15 protein-coding genes are annotated in these 15,589 nt (G+C 42.5%); 8 read left to right on the top strand and 7 right to left on the bottom strand.

Annotated features, from left to right (window positions below; genetic code table 11):
- Window positions 1-107 precede the first annotated feature (107 nt).
- Window positions 108-1,235 carry a M14 family metallopeptidase gene (locus ACQKCG_RS08350; protein WP_101204553.1) on the top strand — a complete coding sequence of 376 codons (1,128 nt, stop codon included), beginning with the start codon at window positions 108-110 and terminating at the stop codon, window positions 1,233-1,235.
- A gap of 66 nt (window positions 1,236-1,301) precedes the next feature.
- On the opposite strand, the gene ACQKCG_RS08355 is transcribed toward ACQKCG_RS08350, so the two are convergent.
- Together ACQKCG_RS08355 and ACQKCG_RS08360 are read right to left on the bottom strand one after the other, a co-directional pair.
- Window positions 1,302-2,267, bottom strand: a complete 966-nt coding sequence (locus ACQKCG_RS08355) for an EamA family transporter (RefSeq protein ID WP_101204554.1) — start codon at window positions 2,265-2,267, stop codon at window positions 1,302-1,304.
- A gap of 243 nt (window positions 2,268-2,510) precedes the next feature.
- A complete protein-coding gene (locus tag ACQKCG_RS08360; RefSeq protein ID WP_404693803.1) occupies window positions 2,511-3,890 on the bottom strand; it encodes a PLP-dependent aminotransferase family protein in 1,380 nt (459 codons plus the stop codon).
- A gap of 265 nt (window positions 3,891-4,155) precedes the next feature.
- Between ACQKCG_RS08360 and ACQKCG_RS08365 the strand changes: the two genes are divergently transcribed.
- Window positions 4,156-5,337 carry an MFS transporter gene (locus ACQKCG_RS08365; protein ID WP_404693802.1) on the top strand — a complete coding sequence of 394 codons (1,182 nt, stop codon included), beginning with the start codon at window positions 4,156-4,158 and terminating at the stop codon, window positions 5,335-5,337.
- A gap of 132 nt (window positions 5,338-5,469) precedes the next feature.
- Here the strand turns inward: ACQKCG_RS08365 and ACQKCG_RS08370 are convergent, their stop codons facing one another.
- The gene (locus ACQKCG_RS08370) at window positions 5,470-5,742 is read right to left on the bottom strand and encodes a type II toxin-antitoxin system HicB family antitoxin (RefSeq protein WP_101204557.1); all 273 of its coding nucleotides are present in this window, start codon (window positions 5,740-5,742) and stop codon (window positions 5,470-5,472) included.
- Between the two features lie 227 nt (window positions 5,743-5,969).
- Here ACQKCG_RS08370 and ACQKCG_RS08375 point away from each other — a divergent pair, with 227 nt between their 5' ends.
- Both ACQKCG_RS08375 and ACQKCG_RS08380 read left to right on the top strand, forming a co-directional pair.
- Window positions 5,970-6,833 (top strand): SDR family NAD(P)-dependent oxidoreductase, encoded by an 864-nt coding sequence (locus ACQKCG_RS08375; protein ID WP_427551383.1) that lies wholly within the window; start codon window positions 5,970-5,972, stop codon window positions 6,831-6,833.
- A gap of 298 nt (window positions 6,834-7,131) precedes the next feature.
- The gene (locus tag ACQKCG_RS08380; RefSeq protein ID WP_427551393.1) at window positions 7,132-8,181 is read left to right on the top strand and encodes a zinc-binding alcohol dehydrogenase family protein; all 1,050 of its coding nucleotides are present in this window, start codon (window positions 7,132-7,134) and stop codon (window positions 8,179-8,181) included.
- 139 nt (window positions 8,182-8,320) lie between these two features.
- On the opposite strand, the gene ACQKCG_RS08385 is transcribed toward ACQKCG_RS08380, so the two are convergent.
- Window positions 8,321-8,794, bottom strand: coding sequence for a winged helix-turn-helix transcriptional regulator (locus ACQKCG_RS08385; protein ID WP_404693800.1), 474 nt, complete (start codon window positions 8,792-8,794; stop codon window positions 8,321-8,323).
- 102 nt (window positions 8,795-8,896) lie between these two features.
- Here ACQKCG_RS08385 and ACQKCG_RS08390 point away from each other — a divergent pair, with 102 nt between their 5' ends.
- Complete coding sequence (locus tag ACQKCG_RS08390; protein WP_404693799.1) at window positions 8,897-9,625, top strand: SDR family oxidoreductase; 729 nt, start codon at window positions 8,897-8,899, stop codon at window positions 9,623-9,625.
- Window positions 9,626-9,689: 64 nt separating this feature from the next.
- The gene (locus ACQKCG_RS08395; protein ID WP_101204561.1) at window positions 9,690-10,277 is read left to right on the top strand and encodes a 2-hydroxychromene-2-carboxylate isomerase; all 588 of its coding nucleotides are present in this window, start codon (window positions 9,690-9,692) and stop codon (window positions 10,275-10,277) included.
- Between the two features lie 171 nt (window positions 10,278-10,448).
- Here the strand turns inward: ACQKCG_RS08395 and ACQKCG_RS08400 are convergent, their stop codons facing one another.
- Both ACQKCG_RS08400 and ACQKCG_RS08405 read right to left on the bottom strand, forming a co-directional pair.
- Window positions 10,449-11,195, bottom strand: coding sequence for a carbon-nitrogen hydrolase family protein (locus ACQKCG_RS08400; RefSeq protein WP_101204562.1), 747 nt, complete (start codon window positions 11,193-11,195; stop codon window positions 10,449-10,451).
- A 122-nt stretch (window positions 11,196-11,317) separates the two neighbouring features.
- Window positions 11,318-12,208: a LysR family transcriptional regulator gene (locus tag ACQKCG_RS08405; protein ID WP_101204563.1), complete on the bottom strand. Its 891-nt coding sequence runs from the start codon at window positions 12,206-12,208 to the stop codon at window positions 11,318-11,320.
- A gap of 131 nt (window positions 12,209-12,339) precedes the next feature.
- Between ACQKCG_RS08405 and ACQKCG_RS08410 the strand changes: the two genes are divergently transcribed.
- Together ACQKCG_RS08410 and dddP are read left to right on the top strand one after the other, a co-directional pair.
- The gene (locus ACQKCG_RS08410) at window positions 12,340-13,209 is read left to right on the top strand and encodes a DMT family transporter (protein ID WP_228153121.1); all 870 of its coding nucleotides are present in this window, start codon (window positions 12,340-12,342) and stop codon (window positions 13,207-13,209) included.
- 198 nt (window positions 13,210-13,407) lie between these two features.
- Window positions 13,408-14,757 (top strand): dimethylsulfonioproprionate lyase DddP, encoded by a 1,350-nt coding sequence (dddP, locus tag ACQKCG_RS08415; protein ID WP_102078382.1) that lies wholly within the window; start codon window positions 13,408-13,410, stop codon window positions 14,755-14,757.
- Window positions 14,758-14,845: 88 nt separating this feature from the next.
- Here the strand turns inward: dddP and ACQKCG_RS08420 are convergent, their stop codons facing one another.
- Window positions 14,846-15,460 (bottom strand): GNAT family N-acetyltransferase, encoded by a 615-nt coding sequence (locus ACQKCG_RS08420; RefSeq protein WP_201606646.1) that lies wholly within the window; start codon window positions 15,458-15,460, stop codon window positions 14,846-14,848.
- Between the last annotated feature and the right edge of the window lie 129 nt (window positions 15,461-15,589).

Consider the following 15,589-nt stretch of genomic DNA (forward strand, 5'->3'; position numbering starts at 1 on the left):
TGCCCAATATAAAGCTAGAGATTATTACAAGGCAATAGGTAGAACAGTAAGTCGATAACGAACATAATACTTAAAACACAATCATAAAAATCAATTAGGGAATGACTATGCATATCACAGCTAATTTTGATGCAGGCAACATTGACATTATTAATGCAGACAACAAAAAAGACATTCAATTAGCGATTCGTCCAGATGTTGGCGGCGAGTTTTTTCAGTGGTTTAACTTTCGTTTGTCAGGTCAAATAGGGGAGCAGTATGTTCTCAATATTCTGAATGCAGGAGAGGCGTCTTATCTAGAAGGGTGGGAGAACTACCAAGCGGTGGCTTCTTATGATCGTCAGCATTGGTTCCGTCTGCCAACCTCTTATAAAGATGGCAAATTGACCATCGTGGCAGAGTTAGAATGCGAAACCATTCAGATTGCGTATTTTGCGCCTTATAGCTATGAGCGTCATCAAGATTTATTGGCCGCCGTGCAAGTGCATCCGCTAGTGACGTTAGAGCATCTAGGCGAAACGCTTGATAAACGTGACTTGACCCTAGTCAAAATAGGTGACGGTGCTGCCCACAAGCGCAATATATGGATTACTGCTCGTCAGCATCCAGGTGAGACGATGGCTGAATGGCTCATTGAGGGTTTGTTGTATAGCTTGTTAGATAGTGATAATGCGACTGGCAAACAGTTGTTAGACAAGGCCAATTTTTATATTGTTCCTAATATGAACCCTGATGGCAGTGTGCGTGGACACTTGCGTACTAACGCTGCCGGAACCAACTTAAATCGTGAATGGCAAAGTCCAAGCTTAGACAAAAGCCCTGAAGTATTTCATGTGATTAATAAAATGGAAGCGACAGGCGTGGATCTATTTTATGATGTGCATGGTGATGAAGCATTGCCGTATGTATTCCTCGCTGGGTCACAAGGGACGCCAAGCTACAGTGACCGTCTTGCTGGACTACGTGATAAGTTTTCAGAGGTATTAAAGTTAGCCAGTGCCGACTTTCAGTCTGAGATTGGCTATGAGGTCGATGCACCAGGTGCTGCCAATATGACCGTTGCCACCAATTGGGTAGCAGAGCGTTTTGATTGTCTTGCTAATACGTTAGAGATGCCATTTAAAGACAATGATAATCTGCCCGATGAAGAGATGGGTTGGTCACCCGAGCGTTCTATCAAGTTAGGGGAAGCATCACTGGTAGCAATGCTAGCTGTGGTGGATGACTTACGATAACTATAGAAAAAAAGCTGCAGAAAATAGAAAGCTGCTAATGATGGCTGAGTGTTTTAGTGGTCATCGTTAGCAGCTTCTTTTCATTTTCACATTCGCCAATAACAGCCCTGATAAGATCAACATCATGGCCAGCATCTTCCACCAAGTCACCACTTCTCCTGTGAGTAGTACTGAGGTCACCATACCGAATACGGGCACCAATAGTGCAAACGGCATAACCTTGGACGCGGTATTTTGACTGAGTAAGTGTGCCCACAGACCAAAGCCAATTAAGGTTGAGATATAGACGATAAACCCAAGTGAGAGCCAAGACTTGAGTGATGCTTCAGTAAACGTCGCCATCTGCCATGCATCAGTCTCAAATGTAAGAGAAGATATCGTCAACATCACGCAAGCAATGAGACCGCCCCAGACTACCAGCGCTAGCGCAGACAGAGCAGAGGCTTTATTTTTTTCAGTGCTGGATGTAGCAACAGATACCCTTGTTCCTTGCTGCATCGCTTTTAGAGCCGTTTGCTCTGACGCTTTTTCTGAGGTCTGTTTTGATGCTTGCTTGGAGGCAATATTACCAAAGCTCCAACCGATGGCCGCAATCAAAATACAGATGAACCCTGCCAAAGGCATATCACCGCCAAGGTTTAGCGCAATCACGCTGAGTCCTAGTACACCGACCAACATACCGACGATTTGCATACGGCTGACTGCTTCACCCAATATAAAGTACGCTAGCAATACCGTGATAAAAATCTGAATTTGTAGCAGTAGTGCCGTCAGCCCCGGGGATGAACCCAGATGCATTGCTGTAAATACAAAGGCGTACTGCATGACAAATGTACCGATAGCATAGATAAACAAGGTACGGTTGAATTTAGGCGGCTTTAGAAACAAAACCAATGGCACAGCAGTAAAGAAAAAACGCAGAGCAGTAAGCATCAATGGCGGAAAGCTCTCAAGACCCCACGCAATAAAAGTAAAATTTACGCCCCAGATAAAGGTAACCAGTATAGCCAATGCAGTATATATAGGGGACATATGAGCTATCCTAGAGAAATAGTATCCGTTGTCGGGAGTGGTTATATTTAATTGTGTTCAGCTTATGTTTAGGCTTAGAATTATAGTCGAAAGGTCAATATATAATAAGAAGGTACTAGCACTATAGTCGATTCAATTTAAAAGTAGTACAAGGCAACCGAGTGTAGATGTACATGTGATACTTCAAGCGAGGTTAACGCTGTAATACTTTATAGTGGAATGACTATATAAGTCTCTGATTGATCAGTCTAACGATTGAGCCAATACCTCGAAAATTTTTGAATGGCTCATCTGCGCCACATTGAACCGCATAAAATTTTCAGCATTGTCCGATTGGCTAAAAACATTGCCCGGTGCCAATACCACACCTTTGGATAAACAGCGATTGGCCAATTCGGTCGCATTATTATTCTTAGGTAATCGGCACCATAGGAACATACCTGCTTGTGGGAGCAGCCACGGTACGATGCCTAATTTGGCCAATCGTGGTAGCGTATGAGTACGCGCGCTTGCCAGCCGAGTATGGATATCATTCATATGCTTACGGTAGCCGCTATCAGTCAATGCTGAGAACACAACCGCCGCTGCTAACTGACTGCCACCAAAGCCAGTCGCTATCTTTAAATCTACCAAACTCTCAACCCACTCTGTAGGCGCTGCAATATAACCACAGCGTAGGGATGCTGATAACGTTTTAGAAAAACTGCCTATATAGAATACTCGTGATAACCCATCCAAAGCCGCCAATCTCGCCGCAGGCTTGACTTCAAAATCTGCAAAAATATCGTCTTCGATAATGTACAAATCAGCAGTCTGAGCCAATTGTAATACACGGTATGCCGTAGCAGGTGATAACGTTGCGCCCGTAGGATTATGAATGGCAGCATTGGTGATGTACAGGCGCGGCTTACACTCATCTAAAATCGCTGCAAAGGCATCTATATCTGGCCCATTTGGCGTATAAGACACACCAACCACTTTGACCCGATGGGCAAGCAGCTGTGCTCGAAAGTTAAAATAACAAGGATCATCGACGATGACCGTGTCACCCGGCGTCAGCAAAAATCGAAAAATCAAATCTATCGCCTGAGTGCCTGAATCCGTCAATATAACCTGTGATGGCTCTGCATTGATACTTAATCCTGCCATACGCCGTGTGAGTAATTGGCGCAATGTTAACAGTCCTAGCGGCGTTGCATACTCACTGATAATGGACGCGTCAGCCTTTGCCACATTTCGTAGACCACGGCGTATACCTGCCTCAAACAGCCAGTCCGCTGGTAACCAGCCGCAGCCTGGCTTTAGCGCGCCATCGGGTGGCTCCAGTGACTGCCGCGATACCCACAACGGATCTACCACTCGGTCAATTTTTGGTGCTATATCTGTCAATGATAGCGGCGCTGTAGTTTCTGCCACATAAAACCCTGCGCCAGGACGGGAGTAGATGATTCCCTCAGTTTGCAGGCGTTCATAGGCTTCAACCACGGTAGATGGCGAGAACCCATAATCTTTGGCAGCGGCACGGACGGAGGGTAGTCGCGACTCTGGCATGTAGATGACAGTCGCTATTTTCTCTTTTACGTCAGCCATGACAACTTCGATACGTGTTAGCTTTTTATTCATATTTTTTACAATTTTTGGTAAGGCGAATTTTGTGAAGGTTTTATCTTAAGGTTATAGCTAGGACAATATATGGGTAGGATATCCGAACTGTATGGGTTTTATAGACCAAACAGTTCTGTCTAATTGTACTGGATTGTATATAGATAACCTACTGTACTTTTGTTTTAATCATTGAACGTAAACGATGTAGAGGTAGGTGTCATTCTACTGTGAATCACACTTACCTCAGTCAATTCAATGGTAATTCTTCAAAAAGCAGCGATATATGACCACGAAAAAATATAATAAATATCTGGCCTTTGCCTTATGCGTGATAACGACAAGCGTCAATATCCAAGGGCCGCTTTATGCCGTTTACGCACACAATGATGGCTATGGTGTACTAGCAACTACGATAGCGTTTTCCTTTTATGTATTAGGCGTCATACCTGTATTGTTGGCTTTTGGTGGGTTGTCTGATCGGATTGGACGGCGCAAGACAATTTTAATAGCTTTAGCGTTATCGGTAGCAGCGACGGCTCTTATGTTATTTTATCCATACACGCGAGCATTAGCAGTAGCGCGATTCGTACTGGGTGTGGGAACTGCTCTGATGGCTGCTACGGCGACAGCCTATATGATTGAGCTGCTTGGCTCATCGGATACGATGCGTGCGACAGCGTGGGTGACGGCCAGTACGACGATAGGTTTTGGTCTTGGTCCTGTATTGACGACAGTTTCTTTAATGTTTTACGAAACCGATCAGCCAGCCAGTTTTTTCTTACTGCTAGCGAGTGGGATATTCGCTATGTTTTTGTTATATCAATTACCAGAGACAGCACCTAAACGCACTAATTTGCCCACATCTATGCTACGGCTACCTTATTTTAATCGTGAAGTCATTTGGTATGGCAGTAGTATTTTGATTTGTTGGGCGACGACAGGTTTGGTGCTGTCAGTTATTCCCTCAGTACTGGCCACACATGGACTCGCTAAGTATGCAGGGATATCCTCTATGTTAGCCATCAGTTGTGGATTGATCGTTCAGCCAATCGCCCGAAAGCTTGACCCTCAAGTCTCAAGCAAGCTTGGTCTTTTGATCTTATTACCGGCTTATGCTTTATTGGCTTGGGGGACGTTGAACGCCAATCTACCAGTCATTCTTTTGGCGGCATTCTTGGCCAGTACTAGTTGCTATGGCTTTGTCTACTTGGGCGGTATGCTAGGAGTCGCAAAATCTGCTGGAAATGAGCAGGCACGTGCAAGTGCAGGCTATTTTCTGATGGCATATATAGGGCTTAGTGTACCCGTCATCTTTACTGGTTTGATTGTGGATAGGTATGGTGCTGCTACTGCGTTCTACGCCTTTGGTGTGTTTTCATTAGTTGGTGTGATTGTCTTATTTGCTAGCCAGCCTATATTGAGAACTGGACGTCATTCGAACGCCAATCTGCATAGCCTGTCTTAAAATAAGATTGATAATGCAGTTTTCTATTCATTATCTTTTTAATTTTTCATGATTAGATTACTTGTCCTTTTTGTTATGTGAATTTTTTTAGTTCATTTATTATATCTGACAGGCATGAGTGGTTCTTTGATGTCATTCATATAGCTCATGTATCTGAATATCTACTACTGCCCAATCCATTCCTTCAAAATCTAGATTATCTTTATGTTTAGTACTATCGGTAGGTAGAGGAATGGCTTCACCGTCTTCTATCAATCCTTTTAGATGGAGCATAATCGCTTCTTTAGCATTATTAGAGATATCTGCACGTTCATCGCTGGCTGAATAGCAACCCACTATGTCTGGGATAAATATGCCATAAGCTGTTGTTTTATTACTTGGTGTAATTGCTATGGGATACTGCATTTAACATTCCTCATGAAGTTTGAACCTAAGTATAACTGCAAATCGCTTAGATAATGCTCTACATAACCTCTTAAATATAACTCACTTTCAAAATTATATTGAAAGTGTTTTAGGTGATGGCTACTGTTTGACCCACAACACTTTCATTACAATGGGCGCTATCACGATGGATAAAATAGAACAGGTATCCAAAACTGAAACAATAATTCAAACAATAAGGGCGATTTATGACTCTGAATACCACTAAAACAATTTTAATCACTGGCAGCACAGATGGCATTGGCAAATTGGCAGCGTTAAAACTGGCAGAAGCTGGGCACCAAGTGTATTTACATGGCCGCGATGCTGACAAACTTGCTAGCGTCATTGCAGAAGTTCAAGCAGTCGCGACAGGCGCAGCAGTAGATAATATTGATGGGTTTGTGGCTGATTTTTCTGATTTAACGGATGTGCTAAAGATGGCAGCAGACGTCAATGAAAAACTGCCAAAGCTTGATGTACTCATAAATAACGCAGGGATTTATACTACGGCATCAGCATTGACTAAAGACGGTTTGGATGTACGTTTCGTAGTCAATTATCTAGCGCCTTATGAGCTGACCAATGCTTTATTACCTTTGCTCAAGCAGTCTGATAAAGCACGTATCGTGAACTTAAGCTCAGCTGCGCAAGCGTCAATATCTTATCAAGCACTTGCAGGCCAGACCCGCCTCGATGATAAGGATGCTTATGCCCAAAGTAAGCTAGCACTCACGATGTGGAGTATGGCATTAGCTGACACCGTCGCTAGCAACGATATCAATGTCATCGCCGTCAACCCAGGTTCGCTACTGAACACAAAAATGGCTAACGAAGCGTATGGTCAGCACTGGTCATCAGCAGGCAAGGGCGCAAATATCCTAACGGAGTTGGCCATCTCGGATGAGTTCGCTGATGATACTGGTAAATACTTTGATAACGATATAAAAGATGGCGTACATGGCGATGCAAGAGGGATGTTTGGTCGACCACATGCTGATGCTTTAAACCAAGCAGCCATTGCAGAGCTTGAGCAGCAGACTCAGACAGTATTGCAGTCAATTTTTGCATAAGATGCATAAGATTTATATTTTGCGGCATCAATAAATTTCGAACAATTAAACCATTACTAGGGCGTATCTTCATTTCAAAAATGGTGATAAAAATGAGGTAAATTGCCGTCAAACGAGGAAAATAGTGCAGATAATATCGGGATATTAACCAGCGATTTGACGCTGTTTGGCAAGGTTTAGCCATTTTTAACCCATTTAGATGACTATTGATTGAATTGAGGACACGCCCTAACTATATTTTCAAATTTTATTTTTAAAAACTTTCTTATTAAAAACAGGACACAATATTATGCAAACTATCAAAGCCATTGGTTATCAAAACAATCTACCTATCGATAATGAACAATCGCTACAAGACATCACCCTTGATAAGCCAATTGCTTCAGGCCGCGATATTCTCGTAGAAGTAAAAGCCATATCAGTCAATCCAGTAGATTACAAAATCCGTGAAGGGCGTCCTGCCGCAGAGGGTGAGTATGCTGTTATTGGTTGGGATGCTGCTGGCACTGTGACGGCTGTCGGTGAAGACGTCAGTTTATTCTCAGTAGGCGACAACGTCTATTATGCTGGAGATTTGACCCGTTCAGGCAGCAATGCTGAATATCAGTTGGTCGATGAGCGTATCGTTGGACACATGCCAGCCTCTTTGTCTTTCGCTGAGGCAGCGGCATTACCACTCACGACGATTACAGCTTGGGAGATGTTATTTGACCGTTTACAAGTGCCTGTCTCTGATAGCGCAGCGAATGACAGCGGTAGTAGCGAGAATGCTAATAACGTCTCAGTATTGGTCATTGGCGCAGCGGGCGGTGTTGGATCTATCTTAACTCAGTTATTAAAAACAAGAACGTCTGCCACGATTATCGGTACGGCTTCGAGAGATGAGAGCGTGCAGTGGCTCAAAGACTTGGGTGCTGATCATGTTATCAATCACCGCAACCCATTGTCTGAGGAACTACAAAAAACGGGTATTGCTGAAGTAGACTACGTGGTGAGTCTCAATAATACTGAGGATCATTATGAAGAAATCATTAAATGCTTAAAGCCGCAAGGTAAGCTTGGACTGATTGATGATCCAAAATCATTAGATGCCAACCCTCTTAAAACCAAGAGCTTAAGCCTGCATTGGGAATTTATGTTTGCACGCTCAATGTTCAATACGCCAGACATGATTGAACAGCATCATTTATTAAATGCGGTGGCAAAATTGATTGATGCAGGCGAGATCAAAACCACAGTTGCTCACAATCTTGGGGCTATCACCGCTGAACATCTACGTAGTGCGCACCAAATGCTAGAAAAACAGCAAGCGCATGGCAAGATTGTATTAGAAGGCTGGCCTGCATAACGCATAACCCCATTTAGATTAAAAGTTAACGAGGTTTTGGAACACTTTAGGCTGAAGTACAGTACAACCGTAAAAGGTCAAGTCTTTTAAATAAAGTGTTCTGATATCTAGCTCCAGTGATTCATAAACCGCTACTATATTAAATAATCACTTCATCATTACCGATCCATTTGGGTCCTATCTCAACCTCAACCTCACGTGCAGTAACGGCCTCAGCGCACTCGGAGCATACTGTCACAGGATGCATAATGTGACCACATGCCTTGTGTCTATGCAACAGCGGTGCCCCGCGTTCATCAGCCATGTATTTATCACCCCAACTGACCAATGCCAGTACGACAGAGTGCAAATCTAATCCACACTCTGTCAGTCTATATTCCTCACGTAGCGGCCGCTGCTGATAGGCGACTTTTTTTAAAATATCGTATTCAACCAGCTTGCGAAGACGGTTAGATAGGACATGGCGTGTAATGCCCAAGCGTTGCTCAAATACGTCGAATCGTCTGACTCCCAAAAAACAATCGCGTAAAATCATGAGCGTCCAACGATCACCAATGACTGCTAAAGTGCGAGCCACCGAGCAAGACTGTTGGTCCAGTTCATCCCAGCGCATAGGTTATCTCCTTTATCTTTAAGCTATAGGTTAGCTTGACAGGGTCCAAAAATAAAGCTATGTTTTTGTTAGTTCTAAAAAGGAACCTATAAGGAAATAGATATGAACAGAGCACCCGTAGCAGTTGTAATCGGCGCAGGCGATGCCACTGGCAGCGCTGTTGCCAGACGTTTTGCGCGAGAAGGTTTTACTTTGTGCGTGACCAGAAGGACTGTTGAGAAGCTAGAAACATTAGTCAGTGATATCGAAGCGGCTGGAGGAGTAGTCAAGCCATTTGGTTGTGATGCGCGTATCGAGCAAGAGATGGTTGAGCTGTTTGCTCATATTGAAAAAGACATTGGGCCGATTGAAGTCGTGGTGTTTAACATCGGTGCAAACGTGCATTTCTCCATCTTAGATACGACAGAGAGGGTCTATCGTAAAGTGTGGGAGATGGGTGCTTTGGCTGGATTTTTGACAGGTAGAGAAGCGGCAAAAGTCATGATTCCACGTGAGAGGGGGACAATTATTTTTACGGGTGCAACAGCGTCTTTACGCGGTAGTAAAGGTTTTTCAGCTTTTGCTAGTGCTAAGTTTGCTCTGCGGGCACTGGCACAAAGCCTGGCGCGCGAGTTGGGACCTAAAGGCATACATGTCGCACACCCTATCATTGACGGTGCTATTGATACTGATTTTATTCGTGACAACTTTCCTGAGCGCTATGAGCTAAAAGACCAAGATGGTATTTTAAATCCAGAACATATCGCTGAGCAGTATTGGCAGTTGCACTGTCAGCCAAGAGATAGCTGGACGCATGAGCTGGATTTACGCCCATGGATGGAAAATTTTTAATCTTATCTGGTTAATAACCGTCAAAATTTTAATGAATTTTTAATATATTGCAAGGAATGCAAAGATGAGTAAACAAGTAGAGTTTTTCTTTGATGTGGGTAGCCCAGCCAGTTACTTGGCATGGACACAGTTAGCGAGTATCGCGCAGCGTCACAATGCCGAAATTGTTTGGCGACCTATGTTACTTGGCGCAGTGTTTCAAGCCGTTGGTAACACCTCACCAGCTGCCGTACCTGCTAAAGGCGCTTATATGCTCAAAGACCTTAAGCGTTTTTCAGCCATCTATGACGTACCTTTTCGCTTCAATCCATTTTTCCCAGTCAATACGATGCAGCTTATGCGCGGTGTTACCGCTTATTTGGGGACACCTAAATTTGAGAGTTATTTATCCGCTATCTTCAATGCGCTATGGGCTGAAAAGTTAAATATGGAATCACCAGAAGTTGTGGCTGAAGTTCTGTCGAAAGTAGGCATTGAGGCGACTGATTTTATGGCGCGTATTAGTGAGCCTGAGGTCAAGGCGCGTTTAAAATCTAGTACCGAAGAAGCAGTAGCACGAGGCATATTTGGGGCACCAAGTTTCTTCGTAAATGATGAAATGTACTTTGGTCAAGACCGGTTGAGCTTTGTTGAAGATGCTTTGAGAGACTGAGAATAGTAAGTCATAGGATATATAGGCTGCGCTGTACTAGCTCAACGATAGTCCATTGGCTCTCAAGCCACCAGACGTCAGCCGCGATAAGTAACCGTGATTTTTCTTCACTGTGGTTTCTCCAGAAAATAACCTTGTTACTCAGTTTAATGATTAAGCTCTATGGTTACATTAAGACAAGTCTATATATTGATAGTTTTGCTTAGACTGCTCTAGTTCCTCTAAATCTATATCTACTGTTACTATATCTGGCGACGAACCAAGTTTTTTGATAATTCGTCCTGTAGGAGAGACGATTAGGCTCTCTCCTACAAACTGACCGCCATGACCGACGCCGACACCATTGCAGGTAATCACAAAACATTGGTTCTCTATAGCCCGAGCTTGAGTCAATACATAGTGGTTATTTGCATAGGGAGACATATTGCCGTTTGGCATAAATATGATCTGTGCGCCTTTTTTTGCCAGTGCTCTTGAGCCTTCTGGAAACTCTAGCTCAAAACAAATCTGAGCACCGCAAACCACATCATTAATGCTAACCACTGACAAGTCTTCTCCGCTCGTAAATACCCCAACATCATCAAGCCAAAGCTTTGACTTTCTGTGTTTATGAATGATTTTGCCGTTTTTTATAAAAGAACATGCGTTATAGAAAAGTTGATCCTGTTTGTCAATATGTCCAATAATGATGGTTGAATCTGTATTTTTGCTTGCTTCCAATATGCTGTGAAAGTGCTCTGTTGATTGATGATACAACGCTTCAATATTGTCTAGCGTCGGAAAGCCAGTCAAAGCAAGTTCTGGAAAAATCATAAAGCCATCGCAGGCTTGATTGTCATGGATTGATTTTAATATCGCAGCAGCATTTACTGATACTTGATAATCGGTAATATCCATTTGATTGAGGATTATTTGCATAGGTCTTGCTCTTTACCGTAGGGGGTTGATACTTTCACAGTGCTTATTGGTCGCAATTATAGGTAATATTCGTTAATGACGGTCTTTAGAAACACTTATTTAAAATGCTATTTAAAACACTTTTAAAGACATTGTGACTCTAACCAACGACTCAATTTAATGATGTCTGGTTGATTTGACTTTAAGTCATTATAAAAGAAATAGAAACTGTCGCCAGTGAGTAATTCATGCATTGGGATTTTGACAAGATTTTGCTGATGTGTTTGTTCTAGCATCATATAGTTGTCGGTAAGCGTAATACCTAAGTTATAACGTGCAGCCTGTGCGGCAAGCAGTACATGGCTAAATTGATTAATCTTTACCTCGCTTGGCAGCTCAAACCCGCCTGCTTTACACCATTTTAGCCAATCATTAGCCGTACCTTCACTTTTGTCAGAATATTTTACGGACAGTATAGGGTGTTGCCATAACGCCTCAGGCAATGGCTGATCCTTTATTTCTGCCCAAAGCTTTTGGCCACAGACAGGAAATAGCTTCTCAGCGAATAAAAGCTTGCTGACTACATTGCGTTTCGGTAGATTGACGGTAATAAAGCAATCCGAACATTGCTCATTATAGTCGTCTTGGTCTGTCACCATATTTAAGGTCAGCTCAATCTCTGGGTGCTGTTCGCGGAAGTTTTCTAACCGAGGAATCAACCAATTGACAGCCACTGAACTATACAGTGCTAGGCGAATATGGCCAGGCTTATCATGGCGAATGGCCTGACTGGTATTGGATAGAGTAGTCAGCGATTGATTCACTTCTGTGAAATAGCGAGCACCTATATCTGTTAAAGAAAGGGTTCGGCCCTGCCTATAAAACAACGCTTCACCAAGATATTCTTCAAGCGTTCGAACCTGATGACTCACAGCACTTTGCGTTACGTTGAGGCTTTCTGCCGCTTTAGAAAAACTATTGAGCCTTGCTACAGATTCAAAGCATTGTATGGCACGTAATGGGGGGAGTTTCATTATGAGTTCAACTAATACTAAACGTTTTTATATCATTATACGTCATGAGTATACGCGAATATACTATTTATCCGACCATTAGATTAAATGGCTTAATTGAAAATTTTATGTATTTTGAGATAGGTATAAGCATGATAATGCCGAAGATGAGTGTTGGATTTGCAATGATACTGTTGGTTGCAGGAAACATGATTGCCGTCCTTTCAGATGCGCTGATAAAAGAATTGCCTGATGGCGCAGCCGTCTATCAGTTTGTGCTATTGCGTCAGCTAACAGCTGTCTTGATGCTGCTACCGTTTTGTTTATTCAACCAAAAAGCCAAGCTACTTAGTAACGTAAAATGGCATTTTGTACGTGGGCATATTTGGTTGTTTGGCGCGGTATTCATGGTGTTGTCTATCCAAGCGCTACCGCTAGCCACGGTCAATGCGATTTTTTATACTGCACCTTTACTGATGTTGCCGTTAGGGTTTCTGTTTTATAAAGACAGACTCACAGCACCAAGCATCATTGTGGCAATACTAGGCTTCATAGGTATTCTTGTCGTGGTAAAACCAACACAAATTAATATGGGTGCTATATTTGCGCTGATAGTGGCCTTAACCATGGCGACAAACAACCTACTAGTGCGTAAATTGCCTTCGAATCACACCGTTGCTCAGACCTTGTTTTTGACCAATTTAGTCGGAATACCGTTGGGGCTTGGTTTGGCTATTTGGGAAAATGCCCCTTTGAGTTGGTACGCGCTATGGATAGCAGCAGGCTCAAATTTGTTTATTTTGATCTATGCGGGTATCTGCGTACTGGTCTACCGAGCGGTTGAAGCACATAAAATATCTAGTGCAGAATATACCGGTCTGTTAGGAGCAGTGGTTATCGGCATCATATGGTTTGATGAAATACCTGATATCAGTCTTTTGATAGGTTCGGCTCTTATTGTCTTACCTTTAATTTGGCTCGCCACGCTTGAGTCTATTAAATATAAAAGAACAGCCTTATAGCGTTTTGAAACATAGAGAGCGGAGAAAGAAAGCGTCATAATATTAGCATGACTTTATGTCATGAATTCGTGTGTTTAAATCGTTTTTTCATACTCATTTTCTGTGGCAAATTACTATAGATACAACCATTCACGCAAGGCTCTAGTCTTCAATGGAGCCTGTGTTTGTTGGAGTTATTACTATGAGGTAGGCCAAATAATGAGCAATATAACCACATTCTCAGTCACATCTTCAAATCGAAAAATAGACCCTTCACGGCGTCGAGGTGGCACGTTCAAAGCTGATGGCTCTCTTAACGACAATGACCGTGTCGAGATAGGTCCAACAGATCTTGCATTCAATGAGTGGGCTGAGCTAGGGCTGACACCTCCTAACCTTACACGAATGCGCGAATACCGCCTCCAAAGAATCGTAAAAGAACTACAGAAAAGAGATCTTGGCGGCATCTTATTGTTTGATCCTCTTAATATTCGATATGCGACTGACTCCACAAATATGCAGGTATGGGTAACCCATAATCACTCTAGAGCCTGTTTTGTATCGGCATCAGGCCATCTTATTTTATGGGATTTTCACAATTGTGAGCACTTATCAGCACACCGTCCTTTGATCAAAGAAGTCAGAGGAGGCGCTTCTTTCTTCTACTTTGAAACCGGTGATAGAACTGACGAACATGACTCTAGGTTTGCTTCAGAAATTCAATCTATTTTACAGGAACATGCTGGAGACAATAAAAGATTGGCTATCGATAAAATGGAAATTGCTGGTTTCAATAAGATAAAACAATTAGGAATCGATGTTTTTGATGGTCAGGAAGTGATGGAGTTTGCTCGATCTATTAAGAACGAAGATGAAATTAATGCCATGCGATGTTCAATTGCCTCAACAGAGGTTGCGATGAAGTGCATGCAAGAAGCAATAGTACCCGGTATCACTGAGAATGACATATGGTCTATTCTTCATGCGGAAAATATTCGTCGAGGTGGTGAGTGGATAGAATGTCGAATTCTTTCTTCAGGGCCTAGAACCAATCCTTGGTTTCAAGAAAGCGGCCCTCGAATTGTGAAGGAGGGTGAGTTACTTGCATTCGATACAGATCTGATTGGCCCTTATGGAATGTGTGCAGACTTGTCTCGAACTTGGATGATTGGAGAGAGCTTGCCAAGTGCAGAGCAAAAGCATCTCTATCAGGTAGCTTATGAACATATCCAACACAACATGAATATATTGAAACCAGGAATGACATTTGAAGAGGTGACAAAATCTGGTTTATTGCTTCCTGAAGAATATAGAGCGCAAAGATATGGTGTGATGATGCATGGCGTTGGTCTTTGTGATGAATACCCGTCTATTCGTTACCCCGAAGACCTTGAATGCCATGGCTATAGTGGTGTGTTGGAGCCGGGCATGGCACTCTGCGTTGAAGCGTATGTAGGTCGAGTTGGTGGTAAAAGTGGTGTCAAACTTGAAGATCAAATCATTATTACAGACACTGGGTTTGAAAACCTTACTAATTATCCATTCGAAGCCGCTTTATTGGCTAATTAAAGATAGTTTATTGGTTGTATGAATATTGTCTCAGAGCTTTTGGATTATGCTTATTTGAATATCATTGATGGTCATCTATAAAAGCTTGTTAAGATAAAGATTTGACATAGGTATAGTGTATTATCTGCGGATTTAGGTGGTTAGGATACTGATCAACACGTTGATAGCCATTATTATCGTAGTACTGATAAGTACATAAAGTGTCTGTATGTAATGCATACGTGGTTACGCCCTGTGCCACGAGATAAGTCTCAAATGCCTGAATTAGCGTCGCTCCAATACGGTGGCGACGATAGTCAGGATCTACACAGAAGAACTGTAATTCGTTATCAAAATCGACTTTCTTTTGTTTCGCGCCAGCCGATTCTTTTTTCTGTAAATCACTTAATACCTGTCGACCTTGATCAGATAAACGCAGCTTGTTTTCTATCTGATCAATAATGGGCTTATCATCGAATGACAAAGCTTTATGTGGATCTTGTCTAGTGATCCCTATCACCACACCGCAAATAATGTCACCATATTCTGCAACTTGTATAAAAGTAGCATGATGACAGTCTTTAGCTAGAAATAGGGTAGCCAGTTGCTTTAGAACCTGCTTATCTGTTGCAGTAGTAAATACACTCAAATTCATATTGACGACAAAAAGGTCAACAATGGCTGCAAAGTCTTCAGGCGTAGCACGACGATACTGTATTGTCATCAGTTGTTCTCATTTATCATTAAAAGTACTGGCGTATGCTGATTGACCCAGCATACGCCAGTACTTTGCTACTAATATCTGGTTAGTGGGTTTAGTAAAGTATTAGTGTTTTTTACTTAATAGTTGTCC

It is taken from the genome of Psychrobacter sp. NPDC078929 (assembly GCF_050267985.1).
GTDB lineage: Bacteria > Pseudomonadota > Gammaproteobacteria > Pseudomonadales > Moraxellaceae > Psychrobacter.

Bases quoted from the DNA above. Each gene is read 5' to 3' on its own strand.
- ACQKCG_RS08420 (WP_201606646.1), bottom strand. From the start codon at position 15,460: ATGACAATACAGTATCGTCGTGCTACGCCTGAAGACTTTGCAGCCATT.
- ACQKCG_RS08365 (WP_404693802.1), top strand. From the start codon at position 4,156: ATGACCACGAAAAAATATAATAAATATCTGGCCTTTGCCTTATGCGTG.
- ACQKCG_RS08405 (WP_101204563.1), bottom strand. From the start codon at position 12,208: ATGAAACTCCCCCCATTACGTGCCATACAATGCTTTGAATCTGTAGCA.
- ACQKCG_RS08395 (WP_101204561.1), top strand. From the start codon at position 9,690: ATGAGTAAACAAGTAGAGTTTTTCTTTGATGTGGGTAGCCCAGCCAGT.
- dddP (WP_102078382.1), top strand. From the start codon at position 13,408: ATGAGCAATATAACCACATTCTCAGTCACATCTTCAAATCGAAAAATA.
- ACQKCG_RS08385 (WP_404693800.1), bottom strand. From the start codon at position 8,794: ATGCGCTGGGATGAACTGGACCAACAGTCTTGCTCGGTGGCTCGCACT.
- ACQKCG_RS08390 (WP_404693799.1), top strand. From the start codon at position 8,897: ATGAACAGAGCACCCGTAGCAGTTGTAATCGGCGCAGGCGATGCCACT.
- ACQKCG_RS08400 (WP_101204562.1), bottom strand. From the start codon at position 11,195: ATGCAAATAATCCTCAATCAAATGGATATTACCGATTATCAAGTATCA.
- ACQKCG_RS08375 (WP_427551383.1), top strand. From the start codon at position 5,970: ATGACTCTGAATACCACTAAAACAATTTTAATCACTGGCAGCACAGAT.
- ACQKCG_RS08370 (WP_101204557.1), bottom strand. From the start codon at position 5,742: ATGCAGTATCCCATAGCAATTACACCAAGTAATAAAACAACAGCTTAT.
- ACQKCG_RS08360 (WP_404693803.1), bottom strand. From the start codon at position 3,890: ATGAATAAAAAGCTAACACGTATCGAAGTTGTCATGGCTGACGTAAAA.
- ACQKCG_RS08350 (WP_101204553.1), top strand. From the start codon at position 108: ATGCATATCACAGCTAATTTTGATGCAGGCAACATTGACATTATTAAT.
- ACQKCG_RS08410 (WP_228153121.1), top strand. From the start codon at position 12,340: ATGATAATGCCGAAGATGAGTGTTGGATTTGCAATGATACTGTTGGTT.
- ACQKCG_RS08355 (WP_101204554.1), bottom strand. From the start codon at position 2,267: ATGTCCCCTATATATACTGCATTGGCTATACTGGTTACCTTTATCTGG.